The 20710-nt window shown below is 71.2% G+C and carries 15 protein-coding genes and 1 pseudogene; 9 read left to right on the forward strand and 7 right to left on the reverse strand.

From position 1 onward, the window contains the following. Nucleotides 1-82: 82 nt before the first annotated feature. Genes F9278_RS40030 through F9278_RS47765 form a run of 4 tightly spaced genes read left to right on the forward strand, consistent with a single transcriptional unit; the run spans nucleotide 83 to nucleotide 4180 of the window. Entirely contained in the window at nucleotides 83-481 is a 399-nt protein-coding gene (locus tag F9278_RS40030; RefSeq protein ID WP_152172681.1) for a 6-pyruvoyl trahydropterin synthase family protein, read from the forward strand. After that, on the forward strand, nucleotides 478-1731 hold the full coding sequence (locus tag F9278_RS40035; protein WP_152172682.1) for a glycosyltransferase family 4 protein: 1254 nt from the start codon (nucleotides 478-480) through the stop codon (nucleotides 1729-1731). Before F9278_RS40030 ends, F9278_RS40035 begins: the two co-directional genes overlap by 4 nt. Next, a complete protein-coding gene (locus tag F9278_RS40040) occupies nucleotides 1728-2711 on the forward strand; it encodes a methyltransferase domain-containing protein (protein ID WP_152172683.1) in 984 nt (327 codons plus the stop codon). The genes F9278_RS40035 and F9278_RS40040 overlap by 4 nt, the downstream gene beginning before the upstream one ends. Further along, nucleotides 2708-4180: a lysylphosphatidylglycerol synthase transmembrane domain-containing protein gene (locus tag F9278_RS47765; protein ID WP_152172684.1), complete on the forward strand. Its 1473-nt coding sequence runs from the start codon at nucleotides 2708-2710 to the stop codon at nucleotides 4178-4180. The genes F9278_RS40040 and F9278_RS47765 overlap by 4 nt, the downstream gene beginning before the upstream one ends. On the opposite strand, the pseudogene F9278_RS40050 reads toward F9278_RS47765, so the two are convergent. Next, nucleotides 4153-4803, reverse strand: a pseudogene (locus F9278_RS40050) (creatininase family protein); the annotation flags it as partial. The gene F9278_RS47765 and the pseudogene F9278_RS40050 overlap by 28 nt on opposite strands. A 78-nt stretch (nucleotides 4804-4881) precedes the next feature. Between F9278_RS40050 and ribA the strand changes: the two are divergent. The 4 genes from ribA to F9278_RS40070 all read left to right on the forward strand — a co-directional run bounded on the left by ribA (nucleotide 4882) and on the right by F9278_RS40070 (nucleotide 9096). After that, a complete protein-coding gene (gene ribA, locus F9278_RS40055; protein ID WP_152172686.1) occupies nucleotides 4882-5541 on the forward strand; it encodes a GTP cyclohydrolase II in 660 nt (219 codons plus the stop codon). 210 nt (nucleotides 5542-5751) lie between these two features. Then, entirely contained in the window at nucleotides 5752-6897 is a 1146-nt protein-coding gene (locus F9278_RS40060) for an NAD(P)/FAD-dependent oxidoreductase (protein WP_152172687.1), read from the forward strand. Next, on the forward strand, nucleotides 6894-7934 hold the full coding sequence (locus F9278_RS40065) for a saccharopine dehydrogenase (RefSeq protein ID WP_152172688.1): 1041 nt from the start codon (nucleotides 6894-6896) through the stop codon (nucleotides 7932-7934). The genes F9278_RS40060 and F9278_RS40065 overlap by 4 nt, the downstream gene beginning before the upstream one ends. A 7-nt stretch (nucleotides 7935-7941) precedes the next feature. Further along, the gene (locus F9278_RS40070; RefSeq protein WP_152172689.1) at nucleotides 7942-9096 is read left to right on the forward strand and encodes a saccharopine dehydrogenase family protein; all 1155 of its coding nucleotides are present in this window, start codon (nucleotides 7942-7944) and stop codon (nucleotides 9094-9096) included. A 297-nt stretch (nucleotides 9097-9393) separates the two neighbouring features. On the opposite strand, the gene F9278_RS40075 is transcribed toward F9278_RS40070, so the two are convergent. Next, complete coding sequence (locus F9278_RS40075; RefSeq protein WP_152172690.1) at nucleotides 9394-12549, reverse strand: AfsR/SARP family transcriptional regulator; 3156 nt, start codon at nucleotides 12547-12549, stop codon at nucleotides 9394-9396. A 158-nt stretch (nucleotides 12550-12707) separates the two neighbouring features. On the opposite strand from F9278_RS40075, the gene F9278_RS40080 reads away from it, so the two are divergent. Continuing rightward, nucleotides 12708-14858, forward strand: coding sequence for a tetratricopeptide repeat protein (locus tag F9278_RS40080; RefSeq protein WP_226967144.1), 2151 nt, complete (start codon nucleotides 12708-12710; stop codon nucleotides 14856-14858). Nucleotides 14859-15183: 325 nt separating this feature from the next. On the opposite strand, the gene F9278_RS40085 is transcribed toward F9278_RS40080, so the two are convergent. From F9278_RS40085 to F9278_RS47770, 5 genes are all read right to left on the reverse strand, one after another. Continuing rightward, nucleotides 15184-16428: a hypothetical protein gene (locus F9278_RS40085; RefSeq protein ID WP_152172691.1), complete on the reverse strand. Its 1245-nt coding sequence runs from the start codon at nucleotides 16426-16428 to the stop codon at nucleotides 15184-15186. Nucleotides 16429-16560: 132 nt separating this feature from the next. Continuing rightward, nucleotides 16561-17787, reverse strand: coding sequence for a serine hydrolase domain-containing protein (locus F9278_RS40090; protein WP_152172692.1), 1227 nt, complete (start codon nucleotides 17785-17787; stop codon nucleotides 16561-16563). A gap of 25 nt (nucleotides 17788-17812) precedes the next feature. Next, nucleotides 17813-19291: an MFS transporter gene (locus tag F9278_RS40095; RefSeq protein ID WP_152172693.1), complete on the reverse strand. Its 1479-nt coding sequence runs from the start codon at nucleotides 19289-19291 to the stop codon at nucleotides 17813-17815. Then, complete coding sequence (locus F9278_RS40100; protein ID WP_404818986.1) at nucleotides 19288-19866, reverse strand: TetR/AcrR family transcriptional regulator; 579 nt, start codon at nucleotides 19864-19866, stop codon at nucleotides 19288-19290. Before F9278_RS40100 ends, F9278_RS40095 begins: the two co-directional genes overlap by 4 nt. A gap of 131 nt (nucleotides 19867-19997) precedes the next feature. Further along, nucleotides 19998-20582, reverse strand: coding sequence for a hypothetical protein (locus F9278_RS47770; RefSeq protein WP_226967145.1), 585 nt, complete (start codon nucleotides 20580-20582; stop codon nucleotides 19998-20000). Nucleotides 20583-20710 lie beyond the last annotated feature (128 nt).

Here is a 20710-nt window from a genome sequence, read left to right on the forward strand (position 1 = left end):
GCTGAACAACGGGTAGGGAGCAGCCGTACTACACGGCATGCCCCGGCCCGGGGGCAGACGCACCGCACTGGAGGGTCGTCCGTTGTTCAGCATCACCGTCCGCGATCACATCATGATCGCCCACAGCTTCCGCGGGGAGGTCTTCGGACCCGCGCAGCGCCTCCACGGCGCCACCTTCCTCGTGGACGCCACCTTCCGGCGCGCCGAACTGGACGACGACAACATCGTCGTAGACATCGGGCTGGCCACCCAGGAGCTGGGTGCCGTGGTGAGCGAGTTGAACTATCGCAACCTCGACAACGAGCCCGCCTTCGCCCACACGAACACCTCCACGGAGTTCCTGGCCAAGGTGATCGCCGACCGTCTCGCCGAGCGGATCCACAAGGGCGGCCTCGGGGAGAACGCCAAGGGCATCGCGAACCTCACGGTCACCCTGCACGAGTCGCACATCGCCTGGGCGAGTTACGAGCGTGCCCTGTGACCGACGTGACCATCGACCGGGCGACCGTGGGCACCACCACCGCTCCGGCGAACGGGGGAGAGCAAGTGCGGCTCGCGAACGGGGGAGAGCAAGTGAGGCTCGGCTATGTGCCCGTGCAGAACGCGGCGCTGAAGAACGCGGCGATCGTTCCCATGTCGCTGCGTTCGATGCACTTCGTGATGCCCGGTGGCGTGGACGACCTGGCCCGGCCCAGCGGCGGCAACGCCTACGACCGCCGGATCTGCCTGGACCTGCCCGGCTTCGGCTGGCAGGTGCACAAGCACGCGATCGGCGGCAGCTGGCCGCGCCCGGACGAGACGGCACGCGCCGAACTCGCCCGTACGCTGCGTGAACTCCCCGACGGCACGGTCGTCCTGCTCGACGGTCTGGTCGCCTGCGGGGTCCCCGAGATCATCCTTCCCGAGGCCGAACGCCTCTGCCTGGCGGTGCTGGTGCATCTGCCGCTCGGCGACGAGACGGGCCTGGAGCCCGAACTCGCCGCCGAACTCGACGCCAAGGAGCGGACCACCCTGCGGGGCGTGTCCGCGGTGATCGCGACCAGTGACTGGGCGGTCCGCAGACTCGTGTCACACCACGGGCTCGCCCCCGAGCGGGTCCATGTCGCCGCCCCCGGCGCCGACATCGCGCCCCTCGCCTCCGGCACCGACGGGGTCTCCCGGCTGCTGTGCGTGGCCGCGGTCACCCCGCGCAAGGGGCAGCACCGGCTGGTGGAGGCACTCGCGACCGTCACCGAACTGCGCTGGAGCTGCGTGCTGGTGGGCGGCCTCGACCAGGACCCCGAGTACGTCGACCACATCCGCACGCTGATCGCGAAGTTCGGCCTGGAGGACCGTTTGCACCTGGCCGGACCGCAGGCGGGCGCGCGGCTCGACGCCAGCTACGCCTCCGCCGACCTCATGGTCCTCACCTCCTACGCCGAGACGTACGGCATGGCGGTCACCGAGGCCCTCGCGCGCGGTATCCCGGTCCTGGCCACGGATGTCGGCGGTCTCCCCGAGGCCGTCGGGCGCGCCCCCGACGGCGGCGTCCCCGGCATCCTCGTCCCGCCGGAGAACCCCGCGGCCATCGCGGCGGAGCTGCGCGGCTGGTTCGGGGAGGCCGACGTACGGCGTCGGCTGAAGGCGGCGGCGCGCGGGCGCCGGGCCGCGCTGGACGGGTGGGCGACCACGGCCCGCAGCCTCGCCCATGTACTGGGCCGGCTGCGGCACGAACCTCGGAGGGCCGCATGACCACTTCAGCCGATATGACCACGTCCGCGGCGGCCGGGCCGGGCGGTGCCGCGGGTGCCGCCGCCGGTGGGGCCGAGGCCGCCGCCGGGTCCGCCTCCGCCGGGGCGCTGAGCATGGCGGGGCGCGGTGGTGACACACCGGCGCCCGAGGGGCACCAGTACGCGCCGCAGTGGCTGGAGTTGCGCGAGAGCGCCGACGCGGACGCCCGCGCGGCGGAGCTGCTGGACCCGCTGCGCATCCGCCTCGCGAACCTGCCCGGCCGGGCCACCGGGCTGGTCGTCCACGACCTGGGCTGCGGCACCGGCTCGATGGGCCGCTGGCTCGCGCCCCGGCTGGACGGCGCCCAGCGGTGGATCCTGCACGACCAGGACCCGAACCTGCTGCGGCTGGCCGTCGCACGGGCGCCGCGCGCGGCGGCCGACGGCAGCCCCGTCACGGTCACCACGCGGCGCGGCGACATCGGCCGGCTGACGGCGGACGACCTCGCCGGGGCCTCGCTGGTCACCGCGTCCGCGCTGCTCGACGTCCTCACCCGTGAGGAGATCGAGGCGCTCGCGGCGGCCTGCGCGGGCGCCGGGGTCCCCGCCCTGCTGACACTCTCGGTCGTGGGACGCGTGGACCTGGTCCCCGCCCACCCCATGGACGCCGAGATCGCCGAGGCGTTCAACGCCCACCAGCGCGCGAGCGAACTGCTCGGCCCGGACGCGATCACCACGGCCTGCGAGGCGTTCGCCCAGCAGGGCGCGACCGTCCGGGTCCACCCGAGCCCCTGGCAGCTCGACACCCGGCACACCGCCCTCACCGAGGAGTGGCTGCGCGGCTGGGTCGGCGCCGCGTGCGAACAGCGCCCCGAACTCGCCGAGCGCGCCGACGCCTACCTCCGCGACCGGCTGGCCGCCAACACGGCCGGTGAACTCCGCGCCGTCGTCCACCACAGCGACGTACTGGCCCTGCCCCGGCCGACGGGCGGAGTGTCATGACGGCGCCGGTGGAGGAGACGGTCGAGACCCACCCGCCGACACCGGGCGACCGCATACGCGTACGCCCGCGCGGCGTACGCGCCCGAGTGATGGCGGGTACGCCGGGAGCGCGGGCGAGAGTACGCGCCCTCACCCCCACCGGCACCCCCCGTGGACTCCCGCCCGTCCCGGCGGTACCGGGCACGCGCGCGCCGGACGGCCGTACGGCCGTGGCGGAGCCGGTGGACGCGGCGTACGACCAGGTCGGCGGCCGGAGCCGGGACGGGGCCGCCGCGGCGCCCTCCCAGGCAGCCCCGACCGGTGCCCCCGCCGAGCCCCCGACCGAGTCCCGCACGACACCGGACACCGGGTCCCGCCTCTCCTCCCGGTTCACCCGCGCCCTGCGCGCCCACTTCGGCACGCTTGCCGGAACGGTCATCCTCGCCGTCGTGTTCTGGCGGATGGGGACCGGCGTGTTCGTGGACGGGCTGCGGCGGATCGACGGCGGGACGCTCGCGGCGGCGGTCGGGATCGGCGTGCTGACCACGGTGTTCAGCGCGTGGCGCTGGTGCGCGGTGACCCGGGCCCTCGGGCTCCGGCTGCCGCTCGGCCCGGCCGTCGCGGACTACTACCGCGCGCTCTTCCTCAACGCGGCCCTGCCCGGCGGAGTCCTCGGCGATGTGCACCGGGCGGTGCGCCACGGACAGAGCTCCGGCGACATGGGCCGGGGCGTGCGCGCGGTGGTGATCGAGCGCACCGCGGGCCAGTTGGTGCTGGCCGTCGTGGGCGTAACGGTCCTGCTGGTGCTGCCGTCCCCGGTGCTGGAGCAGACCCGGCACGTCGCCGGCATCACGACGCTCGCCGCGCTGGGCGCCCTGGCGATCTGGGCGGCGGTCCGTATGGGCCGCAGGCCGAGCACCGCCGGGGGCAGGGGCCGCCGGGTCCGCGCCGCCCTCGTCGAGGCGCGCGGTGTACTGCTGAACCGCGACAGCGGCCCCGCCGTACTGGTCTCGTCGGTGGCGGTCCTGGCCGGATACGTGGTGACGTTCCTGTTCGCCGCCCGCGTCGCCGGATCCACCGCGGGCGCGGCGCGACTGCTGCCCCTCGCGCTGCTGGCCCTGATCGCCATGAGCCTGCCGCTCAACGTCGGCGGCTGGGGCCCCCGCGAGGGCGTCACCGCCTGGTCGTTCGGCGCCGCGGGTCTGGGCGCATCCCAGGGGCTCACCGTCGCCGTCGTCTACGGTGTCCTCAGCTTCGCGGCGGCCCTGCCGGGAGCCCTCGTGCTCGTCGGACGCTGGTACGGCTCCCTGCGTGCCCGCCGTCAGTCGTCCACGGGGAAGACCGGCGCCGGAACCGTATCCGTGCCCCAGGCGTCCGAGGTGACCAACGAGAAGTACGCCCCGAAGGAATCCACGAACCCTGCCAGCAACTCCTTCCCCTTCGCGGCGGACGCCAGGGACGGACGGCCGATGACACCGGAATCGGTGTAGGCCGACATACCGAGGGAGAGGAGATGACGGCGGTCGTCGGCAAGGAAATCGGTGGTCTCGTGACCGGGCCGGACCAATTCGGGATGGCAATGCAGAAGTATGGAGGTCTCTATTTCTCCCGCATGCATATCACTGAGCAACGAGGTCTGTACGCCCGCCCGTTGACGCGCGGCGTCCCAGTCCTCCATCGCCGGGAAAAGCGCCATTCGATGTCCCGCCGCGGTGGATTCCTGGACGACATTGCCCAGAACGTAATTACCGCCGTGTCCGTTCACCACCACCAGCGCCTCGACGCCCGACCGGCGCAGGGACGCGGCGATATCGCTCACCACCGCGTGCAGCGTCGTCGCGGAAATGCTGACGGTGCCCGGCCAGGCCGCGTGCTCGTGCGAGCAGGCGATGGTCACGGGCGGCAGGAGGCGCACCGGGTACGCGGCGGCGATCTCGCCGGCGATCGCGCAGGCGACGAGCGTGTCGGTGGCCAGCGGCAGATATGGGCCGTGCTGCTCGTAGCTCCCGACCGGGAGCACCGCGACCTGTCGGCCGGCCTCCGCTCCCCGCGCCCGGACGTCCGCGGTGGTGTCCGTCGGTACAAGGGTCCGTACAGAACTCGAACTGCTCATCTTTTCCCGGCCTTTCGTCTCTGCTGATGCTCCGTCATTTTCGCATGACGTCAGGACTCACCAGATAGGAACCAGATCATGACAGAAAATGTTGGTGTACTCGGCACGAATGCCCAGTCCTCCGGCGCCGTACGCGTGGTGAACGCTCCTCTGCCCACGACCTACGGCGACTTCGAGGCCGTAGGTTATCTCGACCAGGACCGCGGCGAGGAACAAGTGGCGCTGGTGTACGGCGACATCAGCGGCGGTGCGGGAATTCTCATCCGGCTGCACTCGGAGTGCCTGACCGGTGACGCGTTCGGCTCCCAGCACTGCGAATGCGGTGAACAGCTCGACAGCGCGCTCCGGGCGATAGTCGCCGAGGGCCGCGGCATTCTCGTGTATCTCCGAGGCCACGAGGGACGCGGTATCGGTCTGCTCGCCAAGCTGCAGGCGATGAAACTCCAGGCGGAGGGCCTGGACACCGTCGAGGCCAATCTCGCCCTCGGTCTGCCGGTGGACGCCCGGGACTACCGGGTGGCCGCCGAGATGCTGCACGACCTCGGCGTCCGCTCGGTCCGGCTGATGTCGAACAACCCGCGCAAGCGGGAGGCGCTGCTGCGCCACGGCATCGACGTCGCCGAACAGGTGCCGCTGCTGATCACGCCGTGCGAGGACAACATCACCTATCTGCGCACCAAGCGCGAGCGGCTCGACCACCTCCTGCCGCACCTGGACGCGGTGGTCCACTCGTCCTGAGGGCCGGGGTTCGCGCGGCGGCCGACCCGGAGACGCTCGACTCCGACGACTCCGACACCGGCCGCCGTGCCCGCCCGGGGTACCGCACACCCCGCCCCCGTCCGCTGCCCCTTCGGGCAAGTAAGCGGGCGCTCCGCATGAACGTTCGTCTGTGGTGGAAGACCTGACTCCGTCGGGCAATCCGACCACGGTCGGACGAAGGGAGCGTTCGTGATCCGCAGCGCACGGGTCGTCGTCATCGGCGGAGGAGTCATCGGGACGAGCATCGCCTACCACCTGGCCGCCGCCGGAGTGGACGACGTCGTCCTCGTCGAACGCGACGAACTGGCCTCCGGATCCACCGCGAAAGCCGCCGGCGGGATCCGCGCGCAGTTCTCCGACGAACTCAACATCCAGCTCGGCGCCCGCAGCCTGGAGGCGTTCGACCGCTTCAAGCAGGAGCTGGGCCACGACATCGGACTCCACCGGGTCGGCTATCTCTTCCTCCTGACGACCCCCGACGAGGTCGCCCAGTTCGAGGCCGGCGTCCAGCTCCAGAACGACCTGGGCGTGCCCAGCCGTATGGTCGACCCCGCCGAGGCCCGGCGGCTCTCCCCGCTGATCTCCACAGAGGGCCTGCTCGCCGCCGCCTTCTCGCCCGACGACGGGCACTGCACGCCGGAGTCCGTGGTCCACGGGTACGCCGCCGGGGCCCGCCGCCGCGGGGCGACCGTGCTGCGCGACTGCGAGGTCCTCGGCATCGAGACCTGGCGGGACACCATCACCGCCGTGGTCACCAGCAGGGGCCGTATCGTCACGGACACGGTCGTCTGCGCGGCCGGCGCCTGGTCCCGGTCCGTCGGCGCCATGGTCGGCGTCGACCTCCCGGTGGAACCCCTGCGCCGCCAGATCGCCGTCACGGAACCGGTCCCCGGCCTCCCGCCGAGCCTCCCCATGACGATCGACTTCACCAGCAGTCTCTACTTCCACACCGAGGGCCCCGGCCTCCTCGTCGGCATGTCCGACCCCGACGAACGGCCCGGCTTCGCCACCGACACCCACGACCGCTGGATCCCCCGCCTCTACGAGGCCATGGAGCGCCGCGCGCCCGGCCTGCTCGACCTGCGCCGCACGGGCGGCTGGGCGGGCCTGTACGAGATCACCCCGGACCACAACGCCCTGATCGGCGAGGCCGGTTCGTGCTCCCGCTTCCTGTACGCGACCGGGTTCTCCGGCCATGGGTTCCTCCAGGGCCCGGCGGTCGGCGAGGTGGTCCGCGACCTGTACCTGGGCCGCGTACCCTTCGTCGACATCAGCCCCTTGAACGTCGACCGGTTCACGGCCGACGCGTTGCGCCCGGAGGCCAACCTCGTATGACCGATCTCCACTTGTGGCTGCGCCACGAGACCCGCACCACCGAACGCCGCACCCCGATCGTGCCGTCCGACGCCCGACGGCTCGTCGCGAGCGGCGTACGGATCACCGTCGAGGAATCCCCCCAGCGGATCTTCCCCGTGGAGGCGTACGAGGAGGCCGGCTGCCAGGTCGCCGACCCCGGCTCATGGGTGTCGGCCTCGGCCCGAGCGGTGATCGTAGGCCTCAAGGAACTCCCGGACGCGCCCGCCGAACTGACTCACCGTCACATCTTCTTCGGGCACGCCTACAAGGGGCAGCCCGGCGCTCAGGCCCTGCTGCGCAGGTTCGCCGCCGGGGGCGGGGCGCTGCTCGACCTGGAGTACCTGGTGGACGACCAGGGCCGCAGGCTCGCCGCCTTCGGCTTCTGGGCGGGCTATCTGGGCGCGGCCCTCGCCGTGCTCCACCACAGGGGCGCGCTGCGGGCCCCGCTCGTCCCCACCACCAAGGAGGAGATGGAGGCCGAACTCCGCGCCTCCGAGGGCGACTTGACCGCGCTGGTGATCGGCGCCCTGGGCCGCAGCGGCCGGGGAGCGCGCACGGCGCTCGACGAGGCGGGCGTCGAACCGACCTGCTGGGACCTGCCGGAGACCCGCGATCTGGACCGGCCGGCCCTGCTGGCACACGACCTGATGGTCAACACCGTCCTGACCACCAGCCCCGTCCCGCCGTTCCTGACGGACAAGGACCTCGACGGCCCGGACCGCCGTCTGAGGACCCTCTCCGATGTCACCGTCGACGTCGGCTCACCCATGAACGTCCTGCCCGTCTACGACACGACGACGGAATGGGACCACCCCGTGCGGCGGCTGCGCGAACAGCCTCCGCTCGATCTCATCGCCATCGACAACCTGCCCTCCCTCCTGCCTCGCGAGGCGAGCACCGACTTCTCGGCCGCGCTGCTGCCGCAGCTGCTGGACTTCGAGACCAGCGGGGCCTGGGGCCGCTGCCTGGACCGGTTCCGTCGGGTGAGCGGCGAACTGGGCCTCACGGAAAGGTAGTTGCCCGATGACAGAGGTGGTCCCCGCGAGCGGCACCGTCCACTGGATCGGCGCCGGCCTGTCCACGGGCAGCGGCCTGGCGGCACTGTGCGACACCGCCGCCCGGGTACGGCTGTGGCACCGCACCGAGGAGCGCGCCGAACAGGCCCTGGCCGCGCTGGGGCTGGCGGGCCGCGCCGAGCCCCGCGCGTACACGCCGTCGGCGCTGGCGGCCGAGCTGGCACCCGGAGACATCGTGGTCTCGATGCTCCCGGCGCCGGAGCACGGTCCGCTGCTCGCCGCCTGCGTCGGCGCGCGGGCCCACTTCGCCTGCTCCAGCTATGTCTCGGACGCCGTGCTGGAGCGGGTACCGGCGGCCGAGGCGGCGGGGATCACCGTCCTCACCGAGACGGGTCTCGACCCGGGCATCGACCACCTCTTCGCGCACAGCCTGATCGCGCGGGCGACGGAGGCGATCGGCCCGGGGACCGCCGCCTCGTACACCCTCACCTCGTACTGCGGCGGCGTCCCCGCCGTCCCCAACGACTTCCGGTACCGCTTCAGCTGGGCCCCCGTCGGTGTGCTCAACGCCCTGCGCTCGCCCGCCCGTTACATCGAGGACGGCGCGGAGACGACGGCCGACCGCCCCTGGACGGTCACCCGCCCCCATGTCATCGACGGCGAGACCTTCGAGGCCTACCCCAACCGTGACAGCGTCCCCTTCGTCACCCAGTACGGTCTGCCCCCGGCCTGGAAGCCGCTGACCTTCGTCCGCGGCACCCTCCGCCTCGACGGCTGGCTCACCGCGTGGGCCCCGGTCTTCGCGGAACTGGAGCAGGGCGACGACCGGCGCATCGCCTCCCTGGCACGGGAGTTGGCGACCCGCTACCCCACCACCGACGCCGACCGTGACCGGGTCGTCCTCGCCGTCTCCCTCGACGTCCACACAGGTCCGGACGAGCACTGGTCCGGCCGCTACCTCCTCGACATGGTCGGCACGAAGGAGGAGAGCGCCATGGCCCGCCTGGTGTCCCGCCCCCTGGCCCTCGGGGTGGGACACATCCTGGACGGTTCACTGCCGGCGGGTCTGAGCAGGGGGGCGGAGACCGGGGAGCGGTCGGAGGTGTGGCTGCGCGAACTGGGGCGGGAGGGCTTGCAGTTCGGGTTGTGGGTCGAGGGGTGAGAGGGGTGGGGGCGGTTGAGGAGCCGCCCCCAGGGTTGGTCAGGCGGCTGGCGCCACGAACTTGTTGTACACCTCGATCAGCGTCGGGATGCACGTGAAGGTTGCTATTGCAAACTTCACATACTTGCGTCGCGCGGAATCAGTCACCTTGGGGATCGTTCTCAACGCACACCTCTCCAGGCGGGGTTGGAACACTTGTTCCTGAAATGGGAACCAGTGTTCGTTGCGTGAGAAACCTTAGTGATTCCCTGTGTGCGTGCGCATCCAAGATCATGAATTTGTCGATCATGTTCGCGGTTACGTACGCAACCTATCAAACTCGATCAGTTGTGAGCGGATGCGTTCCAGCTCGGCCTTGGCTCGTGCTTCCTCCTCATCGGCATGGATGCGCCGGGCCGCCTCCAGCGCGGACCTGAAGAGGTGTTCGGCCGCTGTCGTCCGTCCGCGTACGAGCGCGCAGTCACCCAGGGCCAGCTGAGCCTGGACCTCCTCCAGTGCCGCGCCGATGCTCTCGGCCAGGGTGAGCGCGCGTCGGATGAGGTCCTCGGCCCGATCGGGGTCGGACAAGGCGTGGTATGCCCGCCCCAGCCGGGTGAGGGCGATCGCCTCGTTCTTGCGGGCGCCCATGCTGTGGAAGACCGGAATCGCTGCCCGGCACAGTGAGACCGCGGCGGGAGCGTCACCCGTGGCCAGGTGGATCTCCGCGATGTTGATCTGCAGGATCGCCCGGTCCGACGGGCTTCCCGTGCGTTCCGCGAGACGCATGGAGTGCTCGGAGGTTTGCCGGGCGCCTTCCGGATCCCCGGTCCGGAGATACAGATGGCCGAGGTTGTTGAGGGTCTTCAGGAGCATGCGTTGGTCGTCCGTGGCCTCGAACCCCGCGAGCGCGTCCTGAAACCAGGAGAGCGCGTCCTCGTGTTCACCGAGGTAGAGCAGACAGATGGCGACGTTGTTCTGGCAACGGGCCTCGCGCCAGCGGTCCCCCGTCGCGACGCTGAGCGCCAGAGACTCTTTCTGAAAGGCCAGCGCCTGTTGGTTCTGGCCCAGGTGCCAGTGCAGTATGCCCAGTTCACGCAGTGCTTCGGCCTGCGTGTCCCGGTCGCCGACGGCCCGCGCCCGGGAGAGTGCCTCCCTGGCGGTCCGGTCCGTTTCCGGGAACCGGCCGGTCGCCATGTACGCCGTACTCAGATCCAACAGAGCATGGCACAGGCCCTCCTCGTGCTCGACCGTGCGCCAGTACTCGGTGGCGGTCTCGTGCAGCCGCACCGAATCCGTCCAGTAGCACTCGCCGTCGAGGAACCCCGCCAGAGCGTGGCTCAGCAGGGCGGCACGTTCCCGCGATCCTCGCTGCCGCAGCTGGTTCTCGGTGCTCAGCAGGTTCTGTCGCTCGGTGGTGAACCAGGACAGGGCGTCGTCGGCGTTGTGAGGTTCGGGGCCACGCGACGCGGTGGTGTTCATCGCTGCGGCCCGGGTCGGAGCCGTGTCGGGGACGGCCAGGCGTATCCGGCGCGGATAAAGCAGTCGGTCGCAGTGGTCCGCCGTACGGAGGTAGTGGTCGGCGAGCCGAGACCGTGCCGCCTCGCGGTGTGTGTCGGAGTCCTGGGCTGCGCAGAGGAGATGGGCGTATTCGCCCAACAGGTCGTGGAAGCGGAAGCGGTTGGGAACCGGTTCCTGGAGTACGTGGCATTGCAGGAGTGACTCCAGGAGGCGTTCGGTCTCGTCGAAGGGGCGGCCGAGGAGTGCGGCGGCCGCACAGGGGCCGAATTCGGGGCCCGGATGCAGGCTCAGTAGGCGGAAGGCGGACTGCTCGTCGCGGGAGAGGGTCTGGTACGAGACCTCGAAGGCGCGAGCGATCTCCGAGTAGCCGTCGCGGATCTGTGAGAGGCGGTCGGCGGGCCGGGAGAGCAACTCGCGCAGGACGGTCAGGTCCCAGGACGGATGCGCGCTCAGCCGGTTGGCCGCGATCTCGATCGCGAGGGGCAGATGGCCGCAGAGCCGCACAATACGCTCGATCTCGGCTGTGTCGTCCGACCCGCCCTGCTCATCGGGACCGCGGAGCTCTTCCAACCCCGCGAACTCGCGGAACAGCGCTATCGCGTCCGCCGTGGGCAGCACGTCCAGCGCCAGGGAGCGCCCGCGCGGCAGGCCGACCAGCCGACGGCGGCTGGTGATGAGGACAAAGCATTCCGTCGTGCCGGGCAGGAGAGGTCGTACCTGCTCGGGATCCGCCGCGTCGTCGAGGACGATCAGTGCTCGCCGGTGGCCCAGCGCCCGGCGCCAGAGCGTTGCCCGTTCCTCGATGTCGGAGGGGATGGACTGCGGGGGTACTCCCACGTGGCGGAGGAGGGTCGCCAGGGCCGCAGTCGGCGCGAGGGGTTCCTGGCCCTGGGCGTGGGCACGTAGATTGAGGTAGATCGAGCCTTCGGGGAAGCGATCACAGAACTCGTGAGCCGCGCGGATCGCCAGCGCGGACTTGCCGACCCCGGCCATCCCCGAGATGGACTCCAGTGTGACGACCGCACCGTCGCGGGAAGCTGTGTCGATGGCCGCGCGGATTCGGTCCATCTCGGCGCGGCGGCCGACGAGTCGTGCCTGGCGGGGGAGATGGTCGGGCGCAGGGCGTGGTCGGGCCGGCTCCACAGCGGGCGGCGGGATCCGACTGTCCGGTGGGCGTCGGGTGAGTTCGTGGACGGGACCCCTGGCGAGGATGTGCCGGTGGATGCGGGTCAGTTCCTCTCCGGGGTCGGTCCCGAACTCGGATCTCAGGATGCCGCGGACGCTCTGATGGACGTGCAAGGCCTCCGCATGCCGTCCCCCGCCGTAGTAGGCGGTCATGAGCCGGCCGGCGAGGGTCTCGTCGCCGCGGTACTCGTCGACCAGAGGTGCCAGTTCGCCCACCACCTCGGCGAACCGACCGAGGCGGAGTTCCACGTCGGTGCGCGCCATGACCACCGCGCGTCTCCGCTCAGTGAGGGTGCTCCTCATCCGCGTGGCCCACAAGCCGGGAAGGCCGGCCAGTGGCTCCTCCCAGAGGTCCTCGGCTTCCCGGAACAGCTCCGCCGCCCCCGCGTCGTCGCCTTCCGCCGCGACGGTCCCGGCCCGGTCGGCGAGCCGGAGGAAGCGATGCCAGTCGACGGTCCGGGGATCGGCGATCAGGGTGTATGTGTGGGTGCGTTGGGCCACGGAGGGAGCCGTCGAGCCCGGCGCCACCGTTCGGATCGCCCTGCGCAGGCGGGACACATACGTGTGGACGTTCTCCCTGGCCCGTGCCGGAGGGTCGTCCCAGAGCCGGTCGACCAGGGTGTCCAGAGACACGGGGCGCCCCACGTCGAGGGCAAGGGCAGCCGTGAGCAGCTGTAATTTGACGGAGCCGACACCCAGCCGACGCTCCGGGGAGCCGAGGCCGACGGAGCCGAGAACATGGATCTCCACCAGCGTTCCTCTCGCCGGCATACCCGTTCCTGGACCGCGCAGATTGCACAGGATGACACCTCGTCACCTGGGAAACCAGACATCCATCGAACTGTTGGCCGAATCATTGTCCTTTGTGCGGGGGTGATGGCGGGTAGACCACCTCCGATGTGTGTAGGCGCCACATTTCGGTGCCCGTCGTGGGCTCGGATTCGACCACGGAGGCGGAGAACATGAGCGGCGGCGAGGAAGGCAACGGCGGCCACGGCAACATCATCGGCGGAGCCGCTCAGGTGTGGGGCGGCGTGGTCCAGACGGGTGATGTGTACGGCGACATCCACACCCATGTGTCCCCACCCGCCGCGCCGGTCACCCCTGTGCCTGCCCCTCGTCAACTGCCCCCTGCTGTACGTCACTTCACGGACAGAGAAGGCGACCTTGCCGCACTCGGGCGGTTGCTTTCGCGCCGCGTCGGGCTGATCGTGGTGTCCGGGCAGGCCGGGGTGGGCAAGTCCTCTCTGGTGAACCGGTGGCTCCGCCGCATCGGCGACGACTTTCCCGACGGGCAGCTCTACGCCGACCTGCGCGGCCACGACCTTGCCGACGCGGCCCGGCCGGGTGAGATCCTCGGACGATTCCTCCGCTCGCTGTACTCCGGCCCGGTGCCGGCCGACACGGCCGAACAGAGCGCGTTGTGGCGCTCCCTCACCTCCGGCATGCGCCTCGCCATCCTGCTCGACAACGCCTGCACCGCAGCTCAGGCCCGGCCGCTCCTGCCGGGCTCCGACGAGAGCCTCGTCGTCGTCACCGGCCGCCGTAGGCTGTCCGGGCTCGGAATCGACGGAGCGGTGTTCCACACCCTGGACGTGATGCCGCCCGACGCGGCGGAGGAACTGCTGAGCAGAGCCGTCGGCCGGGAGCGAGTGGCCGACGACCCGGCAGCCGCGCGTGAAGTGGTCAGCCTGTGCGCGGGTCTGCCCCTCGCGGTGTGCGTGGCATCGGCCCGGCTGGCTGCCCGCCCACGGCAGCCTCTGCGAGCCCTGGCGGAGGCGCTGGCCCGACCCGACGACCGACTGGCCGTCCTGGCCGTTGAGGGAGAGGCAGCGGTGCGCGGAGCCCTTGACGAGTCCTACCGGGTCCTGCCTGCCCCGGCTGCGCGGCTCTACCGCCTGCTGGGGCAACTGCCCACACCCGATCTGGACAGCAGGCTCGCCGCGGCGGCCGGTGCCCTCACCCTCGACGAAGCGGACGGGCTGCTCGACGTCCTCGTCGAGTCCCACCTCCTCCAGGACCTCGGCGAGGACCGCTACCGCTTCCACGACCTCATCCGGCTGCACGCCCGTCAGCGCGGAGTCGGCAACGAACGCGACGAGGCGTTGCGCCGGTCGGCCGATTGGTATGTGGCGGCTGCCACCACCGCTGAACGGCTCATCACTCCCGCGCAGTCCACCCTGGAGCGCGCCGACGAGCGCCGACCGGATCCCGAAGCGCCGTTCACCGACGAACCGGGTGCCCTGACCTGGTTGGACCGGCACCGCGCGAATCTGATGGCCGTACTGCGTGCCTCCGCCGAACGCCAATGGTCCACACTGACCTGGCAGCTAGTCGACGCCATGTGGCCACTCTTCCTCCGTCTGCGTCCCTACGATCTGTGGATCGAAGCCCATGAACTGGGCCTCGCCGCCGCGCGGTGTGCCGGGCATGCCGAGGCGGAGCGCCAGATGCTCAACTCCGGTGCCATCGGACTGAGCGCGGCCCGCCGTACCGATGAGGCCATCACCTGGTACGCCGCCTCGCGCGACGCCGCACGGGCGGCCGGTGACCGCAGGGACGAAGGGCAGGCGCTGCTCGGTCTGGGAGCGGTCCACTACGAGACCGGGCGTCTCACCGAAGCCGTCCCGTACTTGGAGGAGGCCATCTCCCTGTGGGAGGACGTCGGTTATCCGCGTGGCACGGGACTGGCTCGCACGGTGCTCGGCGAGATCGCCATGGCCTCGGGTGAACTGACTTCGGCCGTCCGGCACTTCGAGAGCGCGTATGCCATCCTCATGGCCGTGCGGGACGCGCACGATGCCGCGCGTGCGCTGGCCTTCCTGGGGAGGGCGCGAGCCCGTTCCGGCGAGACGGAGGGCATGGAGCAACTCCGCCTCGCTCTGGGGACGTTCGAGCGCTCAGGTGCGGTGCACTGGCAGGCACGCACCCTGGAGATGCTGGGACAGTCCGCGCAGGACGCGGGCGACCTGGAGGCCGCCCGCGAGCACTATCAGCGGGCGCTGCCGTTGTCCACGACGGTCAGTGTGGACGACGCGCGCCGGGTGAGTGCGCGACTCGACAGCCTGTCGGGTGGTTGACGCGTCCGGGTAACGGTCAGCCATGCCGCACCCGTCAACCGCAGGACCACCAGGAGACAGCCGGGGTACGCGGCCAGAAGAACGCTCGCTTCCCGGACCGCCACCTCGAGGCTCGGCCTCGGCCGGCCACCGAGGAGCACGTCCGCCAGATCGCGGCGGCAGGCGAGGTCATCAACGTCGCCCCACAGGCACTCGGCGAACCATGTGTGACAGGTCGGCCTGGGCTCGTGGCTGGTCCGGGGCCGCACAAGGACGTGGGTGACCGGGCTGGAGACGATTGTCCGGGATCGGTCACCCGACTCCTCACGGCTCCTCCTGGACGCGGTCATGCCGATACTCCCAGGTCGGCGTCGGGCCAGATCCTTGCGGCGTCGGGTACGGGAAGGATCCGGGTCGCCGGAGCGTGGGCCGGCTGGCCAAGTCCCAGCAGCCGGTAAAGCAGCGCCCGCATATTGCGGTTGAAGCATCCCGGTTGCGAGGTGATGCGGGCCGCGATCGGCTCGTACGCGGAGCGGCGGTACTCGGTGGTCGCGTACGCGAACTGCCCGGTCAAGGGATGGAACGGCGAGAGGACCGGAGCCACCAGGGCCAGGTCGGCTGCCGGTGAGGCAGGGTTGGTCTCGTTCTCCGACGCACCTGCCAGAAGGATCGGGGCCTGCGTGAGTGTGCTGTACAGGGTCACCGAGCCGTGGTCCCCCACTACGAGGTCGGCGGCGCAGAGGACCGGACGCCAGTCCATGTCGGGGGGTACGACCCCCAGGCCGCGTTCGGTCCAGGAGGCGAGCCAGGCGCGTACCTGACGGGAGCCGTGGCCGGACCATACGTTGGGATGGACGAGGGCGACGAGGCGATCGCCGCCGTCGCGAAGCTCGTCCACGAGGCGAGGCAGGAGATTCTCGAAGTGGGCGAAGGCCGACTCGGGGCCCCAGGTCGAAGCAACCGCGATCATGCGCCGGCTGTCGTGGAGCCCCAACGCCCGCCGGTAGGCATCCCGTTCGGGCAGGCTGGCGGCGATGCGGTCGTGCGCCGGGTCTCCGACCACATGGGCGACGGGCAGCGCTTCGGGGCAGGAGCGGGCAAGTGCGTCACGATCGCCCTCGTGGGCCAGGACCACAGCGGCCGGGGGCTCGCCCCCGGGGCACAGGTCCTCCCGGCGCAACCCGAAGACCGGTGAGTCCGCCACTCCGGCGAAGCGCTTCAGGAAGCGGGCGCCGTGCGGCAACAGCACCACACGGGCCCGCACACGCTCCATCGCGCGGGGACCCGCGGCGACCGCGAGGTCGAAGTCGGTGCGCGCCGCCTCCTTCCAGGGCAGAACCATGCCGCCCGTCTGCCTGAGGTAGCGGACGGTGCCGTCGCTGAGTTCGTGCGGCGGGACGGTGAAGACGACCTGGATGCGGAAGTCCGATTCCAGCAACGCGACGACGTCCAGGAGACGCTTGACGTACGTGACCGTGTGCGCGACCACCAGGACGGTTCTGCGCCCGGTCAGTGTCAGCCACTGCCGGGCCGGGGCCCTGTGGATCCGCGGGAGGCGCGAGGACTGAGCGGGTGTACTGAATGCCGACATGACATCCCCCGTGTCGTACAGCCGATTGGATACGAGCACTCGTTCCCGCGCGACCGGACACCGCCCTTGCCGGTTCCTTGCAGAATCCTTGCCCGGCCGCGGAGACGGTCGGACGTCGCTCCGATTTCGGTCTCAGCCCACCACGGCCTCATGCACCAACCGCTTCAACTCCGGATACACCGAGAACGAAGACCGCCGTCGCACCTGCGTCATGAACTGCACCGTCAGATCCCGCCGGGGATCCACCCAGAAGACCGTCGTCGCGGCCCCGGTCCACCCGAACGTGCCGAGGGAGGAAGGGCATTCCGTCGCCGTCGGGTCGATCACCACGGACACCCCGAGGCCGAACCCGATGCCCGTATTGCCCGACTGCCGGTGGGTCGGACTGCCGTACGTACGGATGTCCGCACCCCCCGGCAGCTGATTCGTGGCCATCATGGCGACCGACTCGGCGGACAGCAGCCGCACACCGTCGAGTTCACCGCGCCGCCGCAGGAACTCGGCGAACCGGTGGTAGTCGTGGGCCGAGGCGACCATGCCGCCGCTGCCGGACAGGAAGCGCGGACGCCCGCGCACCGGGAGACCGGGGACGGGAGCGATCGAGCCGTCCTCCTGTTCGCCGTACAACTCGGCGAGCCGCTCGCCCTGTTCGGGGGTGATCTGGAACCCCGCGTCCGTCATCCCCAACGGCCCGAGGATACGCTCGGCGAAGAACACGTCGAGGTCCTGCCCCGACACGACCTCGACGATCCGGCCGAGGACGTTGGTGGAGACGGAGTAGTTCCACTGCGAGCCCGGCTCGAACTGCAGGGGCAGGCTCGCGTACTCCGCGCATGTCTGCGCGAGGGTGGCACCCGGGCGGACGGAGTTCTCCAGGCCCGCGTCGCGGTACAGCGCGTCCACGGGGTGGTCGTAGTAGAAGCCGAAGGTCAGGCCCGAGGTGTGGGTCATCAGATGACGGACGAGAATCGGCTGCTCGGCCGGACGGGTCCGGACGTCGGCGCCCGCACCGGACTCGTACACGCGCGGCTCGGCGAACTCCGGGAGGTAGCGGGAGACCGGGTCCGTGAGCGACAGCCGCCCCTCCTCGATCAGTATCAGCGCGGCGACCGAGGTGACGGGCTTCGTCATGGAGTAGACCCGCCACAACGTGTCCGTCCCGACGGGGAGTCCGGCCTTGCGGTCGCGCTGTCCGTACGTCGTGAGGTGGGCGACGCGCCCGCCGCGGGCCAGTGACAGCAGATAGCCGGGCAGCCGGCCCTCGTCGACCTGGAGGGCCAGGTACTCGTCCAGACGGGCCAGGGTCCTGGGGTCGAGGCCGGCCTCGCGCGGCTCTGTCTCTCGGCGCAGTCGTTCCATGGTGGTTCTCCTCCGGTGGCCCGGGTCACGGCTCGCGTTCATGCTTGTCGCCCTCACGCTTCTTGCCTTCATCGTTCCGTACTGATCGCGTTCCATCCCTCGCGGGGCGGGCGGGTCGGGGCATTCGTAGGGCAAGAGGCGCACCGAGCGCGGCCACACCGGACAGGAGCAGCAGCGCGGTGCCCGTGCCGAGCGGCATCAGCGTGGTCGCGGCGGCCACCCCGAGCGCCGGGCCGACGTTCATCGCGGTCTGCTGAAGCCCGCCCGCCACCCCCGCCGACTCCGCCGGGGCATGCCGTACGACGACGGCGGTCGCGGTGACCATCAGCGCGCCGAAACCGGCCCCCAGCAGCAGGAATCCGCCCCCGATCGACACGGCGGACGATCCCGGGCCGAGTCCGGACAGCGCCAGCACACCGGCGGTGAGCAGCACCGTCCCCGTGAGGGCCGTGGGCCGGGCGCCCCACCGGCGCAGCAGTACGGCCGACAGCGGCGCTCCGAGCACCATCATCACGCCGCCGGGCAGCGCGACCAGGCTCGTGCGCAGCGGGTCCATGCCGAGGACGTCCTGGAGGACGAAGCTGCACACGAACAGCGCGCCGAGCATCGCCGCCGACGCTGCCACCAGCACCCCGAGCGCCGCACGGACGGTGGCCGAGCCCAGCACGGCCGGCGGCAACAGCGGTTCGGGCGTACGGCGTTCATGGCGGACGAGGGCGAAGGCGGAGACGGCGGCGATCAGCAGGCCGAGCACACCGGTCACCGTCCAGCCGTGCTCGGGCACCCCGACCAGGGTGTGCACGAGAGCCGCCAGGGCCACGGCGAGAAGGGCGGCGCCGGGCAGGTCGAGGCGGGTGCCGCGGACCCGTGGCCCGTCCACCGTCTCCGGGGCGCTCACCGCCGGGCGTACCGTCAGCGCCAGCACGCCCATGACCAGCGCCGGTACGACGTTGAGGAAGAACACCGCCCGCCAGCCGAGCCGCGCGACGAGCACACCGCCGACCAGTGGCCCGGTGGCGACCGCGACCCCGATGGCGCTGGTCCGCAGCGCGATGGGCATCCCCAGCCGGTCGGGCGGGAACGCGGCCCGCAGCATCCCGAGCGTGGCGGGCTGGAGCAGCGCGCCGAAGACGCCCTGGACGACCCGCAACCCGATCACCCAGCCCACACCGGGCGCGAACCCGATCCCGGCGGAGGCGGCGCTGAACCCCAACACCCCCAAGGCGAAGACACGTTGATGCCCGAAGCGGTCACCCAGCCGCCCCGCGAACACCAACAGCCCCGCCACCGCGATCAGATACCCCGTGCTGGTCCACTGCACCTCGGTGAGCGACGCGTCCAGGTCGCGACGCAGCGTCGGCTGGGCGATCGTCAGCACCGTTCCGTCGAGGGCGACGATCACGGCACCGAGCACACTGTTCGCGAGGGTGAGCCGGCGGCGGGCGGCGGATATCGGGCGGCCCCGCCCCTGGTCGGCCCCGGCCTGCGCGGTGGTGGCCGTCATCGGCCCTCGCTCCCCAGATGCGCGTCCAGCGCGGTGCGCAGCAGGGGTGCGAAGTCGGCGGCGCCGGTGGTGAGTTGGAGGCTGCCCCAGGTCCACAGCTGGGCTATGCCGTAGAGGTTGGCCAGCAACGCGCCCGCGACCAGCCGGGCGTCGGCGTCGGGCCGGGCCCGTCCGACGAGGTCCACCAGCAGCGAGAAGATCGGCAGACTGGCGTCGCGCAGCCCCAACTCGTTGCTCTCCAGCAGATCATGACGGAACATCAGCTCGTGCATGCCCCGGTTGGTGAGCGCGAAGTCCAGATACACCCGCCCCAGCGTCGCGATCTGCTCGCGCGGACTCCCCGTGCCCTCCCCGAGGGCGGCCGTGCCCCGGTCCGCCAGTTCCTCGAAGCCCCGGCGCGCGATCGCCGACAGCAACTCCAGATGCGTGGGGAAGTACCGGCGCGGCGCCCCGTGCGACACCCCCGCCCGCCGCGCGATCTCCCGCAGGGACAGCGCCTGCACGCCCTCCGTCGTCACCAACTCGACCCCGACGTCGACCAGCCGGGCCCGCAGCCCCGCGTTCGGCTCGCTCACAGACACTGTCTACCAGAGAGGCGTAGACAGTGTCTACCGGCCTGGTCGAACGGGTCGAACGGGGCGGACGGGTCGAACGGGGCGGACGGGGCGGACGGGTTGCACCGGCTGAACCGGATCCGCTCGCTGATCTACTCCTTGCCGCGGTCGTCCGCCCTCTCCAGCACGCACAGCCGGCCCTCGTCGGGGTCGCCGATGTACGCCCACAGCACCGGGTTCTTCGACGTTCCCCGTGCCTCGTACTGGCCCCACACCCCGCCGGGCGTGAAGGTGAGGTGGACCGTCGATACGCGGTCGTCCTCGCCGGTGACGTTCGAGGTGCTGTGTTCCCAGGTGCCCGCGCCGGGGGTCGGGGAGGCGACGTCGTCGAAACCGTCGTCGTCGTTGTCGTCGAAGTCGCCGCAGATCCTGGCCGACGTGAACGCCCCGCCCTCCTTCAGCACCAGACGCCCACCCTGCTCGTCCACCCACGTGCCCGTGACCTCGGCCGCGCTCATGGTCAGGGGCTCGCCGTCGGGGATGGGTGTCGACAGGCGGCTCACGACCATCAGCAGGAGGAAACCGCCGATCCCGAGCACGAACAGCAGCCCGCACCCCGCCAGACCGACGAGCGGGACGAGCAGACCGATCCGCCAACGCCGCCTGCTCGTCTCGGCCGACGGCCACCCCTGCCATGGCGGCGGAGTGCCTCTGTAAGGGTCCTCGGCGCGCTTCAAGTCTTCCCCCTGATGTGGTGCCGCGTTCTCGCGGCGTTGAGATCATCATGCCGCCGAGCTACGCGGGCCCTCGGTGCAGGGTCGTGCTCGGGAGCCTCGTGCCGTCCGGCGTCACGCACGAGTCCCCG

Source organism: Streptomyces phaeolivaceus (assembly GCF_009184865.1).
GTDB lineage: Bacteria > Actinomycetota > Actinomycetes > Streptomycetales > Streptomycetaceae > Streptomyces > Streptomyces phaeolivaceus.

What these genes read in the sequence shown, in the direction of transcription:
- F9278_RS40075 (WP_152172690.1), bottom strand. Translation starts at nt 12,549, where the DNA reads ATGCCGGCGAGAGGAACGCTGGTGGAGATCCATGTTCTCGGCTCCGTC.
- ribA (WP_152172686.1), top strand. Translation starts at nt 4,882, where the DNA reads ATGACAGAAAATGTTGGTGTACTCGGCACGAATGCCCAGTCCTCCGGC.
- F9278_RS47765 (WP_152172684.1), top strand. Translation starts at nt 2,708, where the DNA reads ATGACGGCGCCGGTGGAGGAGACGGTCGAGACCCACCCGCCGACACCG.
- F9278_RS40040 (WP_152172683.1), top strand. Translation starts at nt 1,728, where the DNA reads ATGACCACTTCAGCCGATATGACCACGTCCGCGGCGGCCGGGCCGGGC.
- F9278_RS40065 (WP_152172688.1), top strand. Translation starts at nt 6,894, where the DNA reads ATGACCGATCTCCACTTGTGGCTGCGCCACGAGACCCGCACCACCGAA.
- F9278_RS40095 (WP_152172693.1), bottom strand. Translation starts at nt 19,291, where the DNA reads ATGACGGCCACCACCGCGCAGGCCGGGGCCGACCAGGGGCGGGGCCGC.
- F9278_RS40070 (WP_152172689.1), top strand. Translation starts at nt 7,942, where the DNA reads ATGACAGAGGTGGTCCCCGCGAGCGGCACCGTCCACTGGATCGGCGCC.
- F9278_RS40090 (WP_152172692.1), bottom strand. Translation starts at nt 17,787, where the DNA reads ATGGAACGACTGCGCCGAGAGACAGAGCCGCGCGAGGCCGGCCTCGAC.
- F9278_RS40085 (WP_152172691.1), bottom strand. Translation starts at nt 16,428, where the DNA reads ATGTCGGCATTCAGTACACCCGCTCAGTCCTCGCGCCTCCCGCGGATC.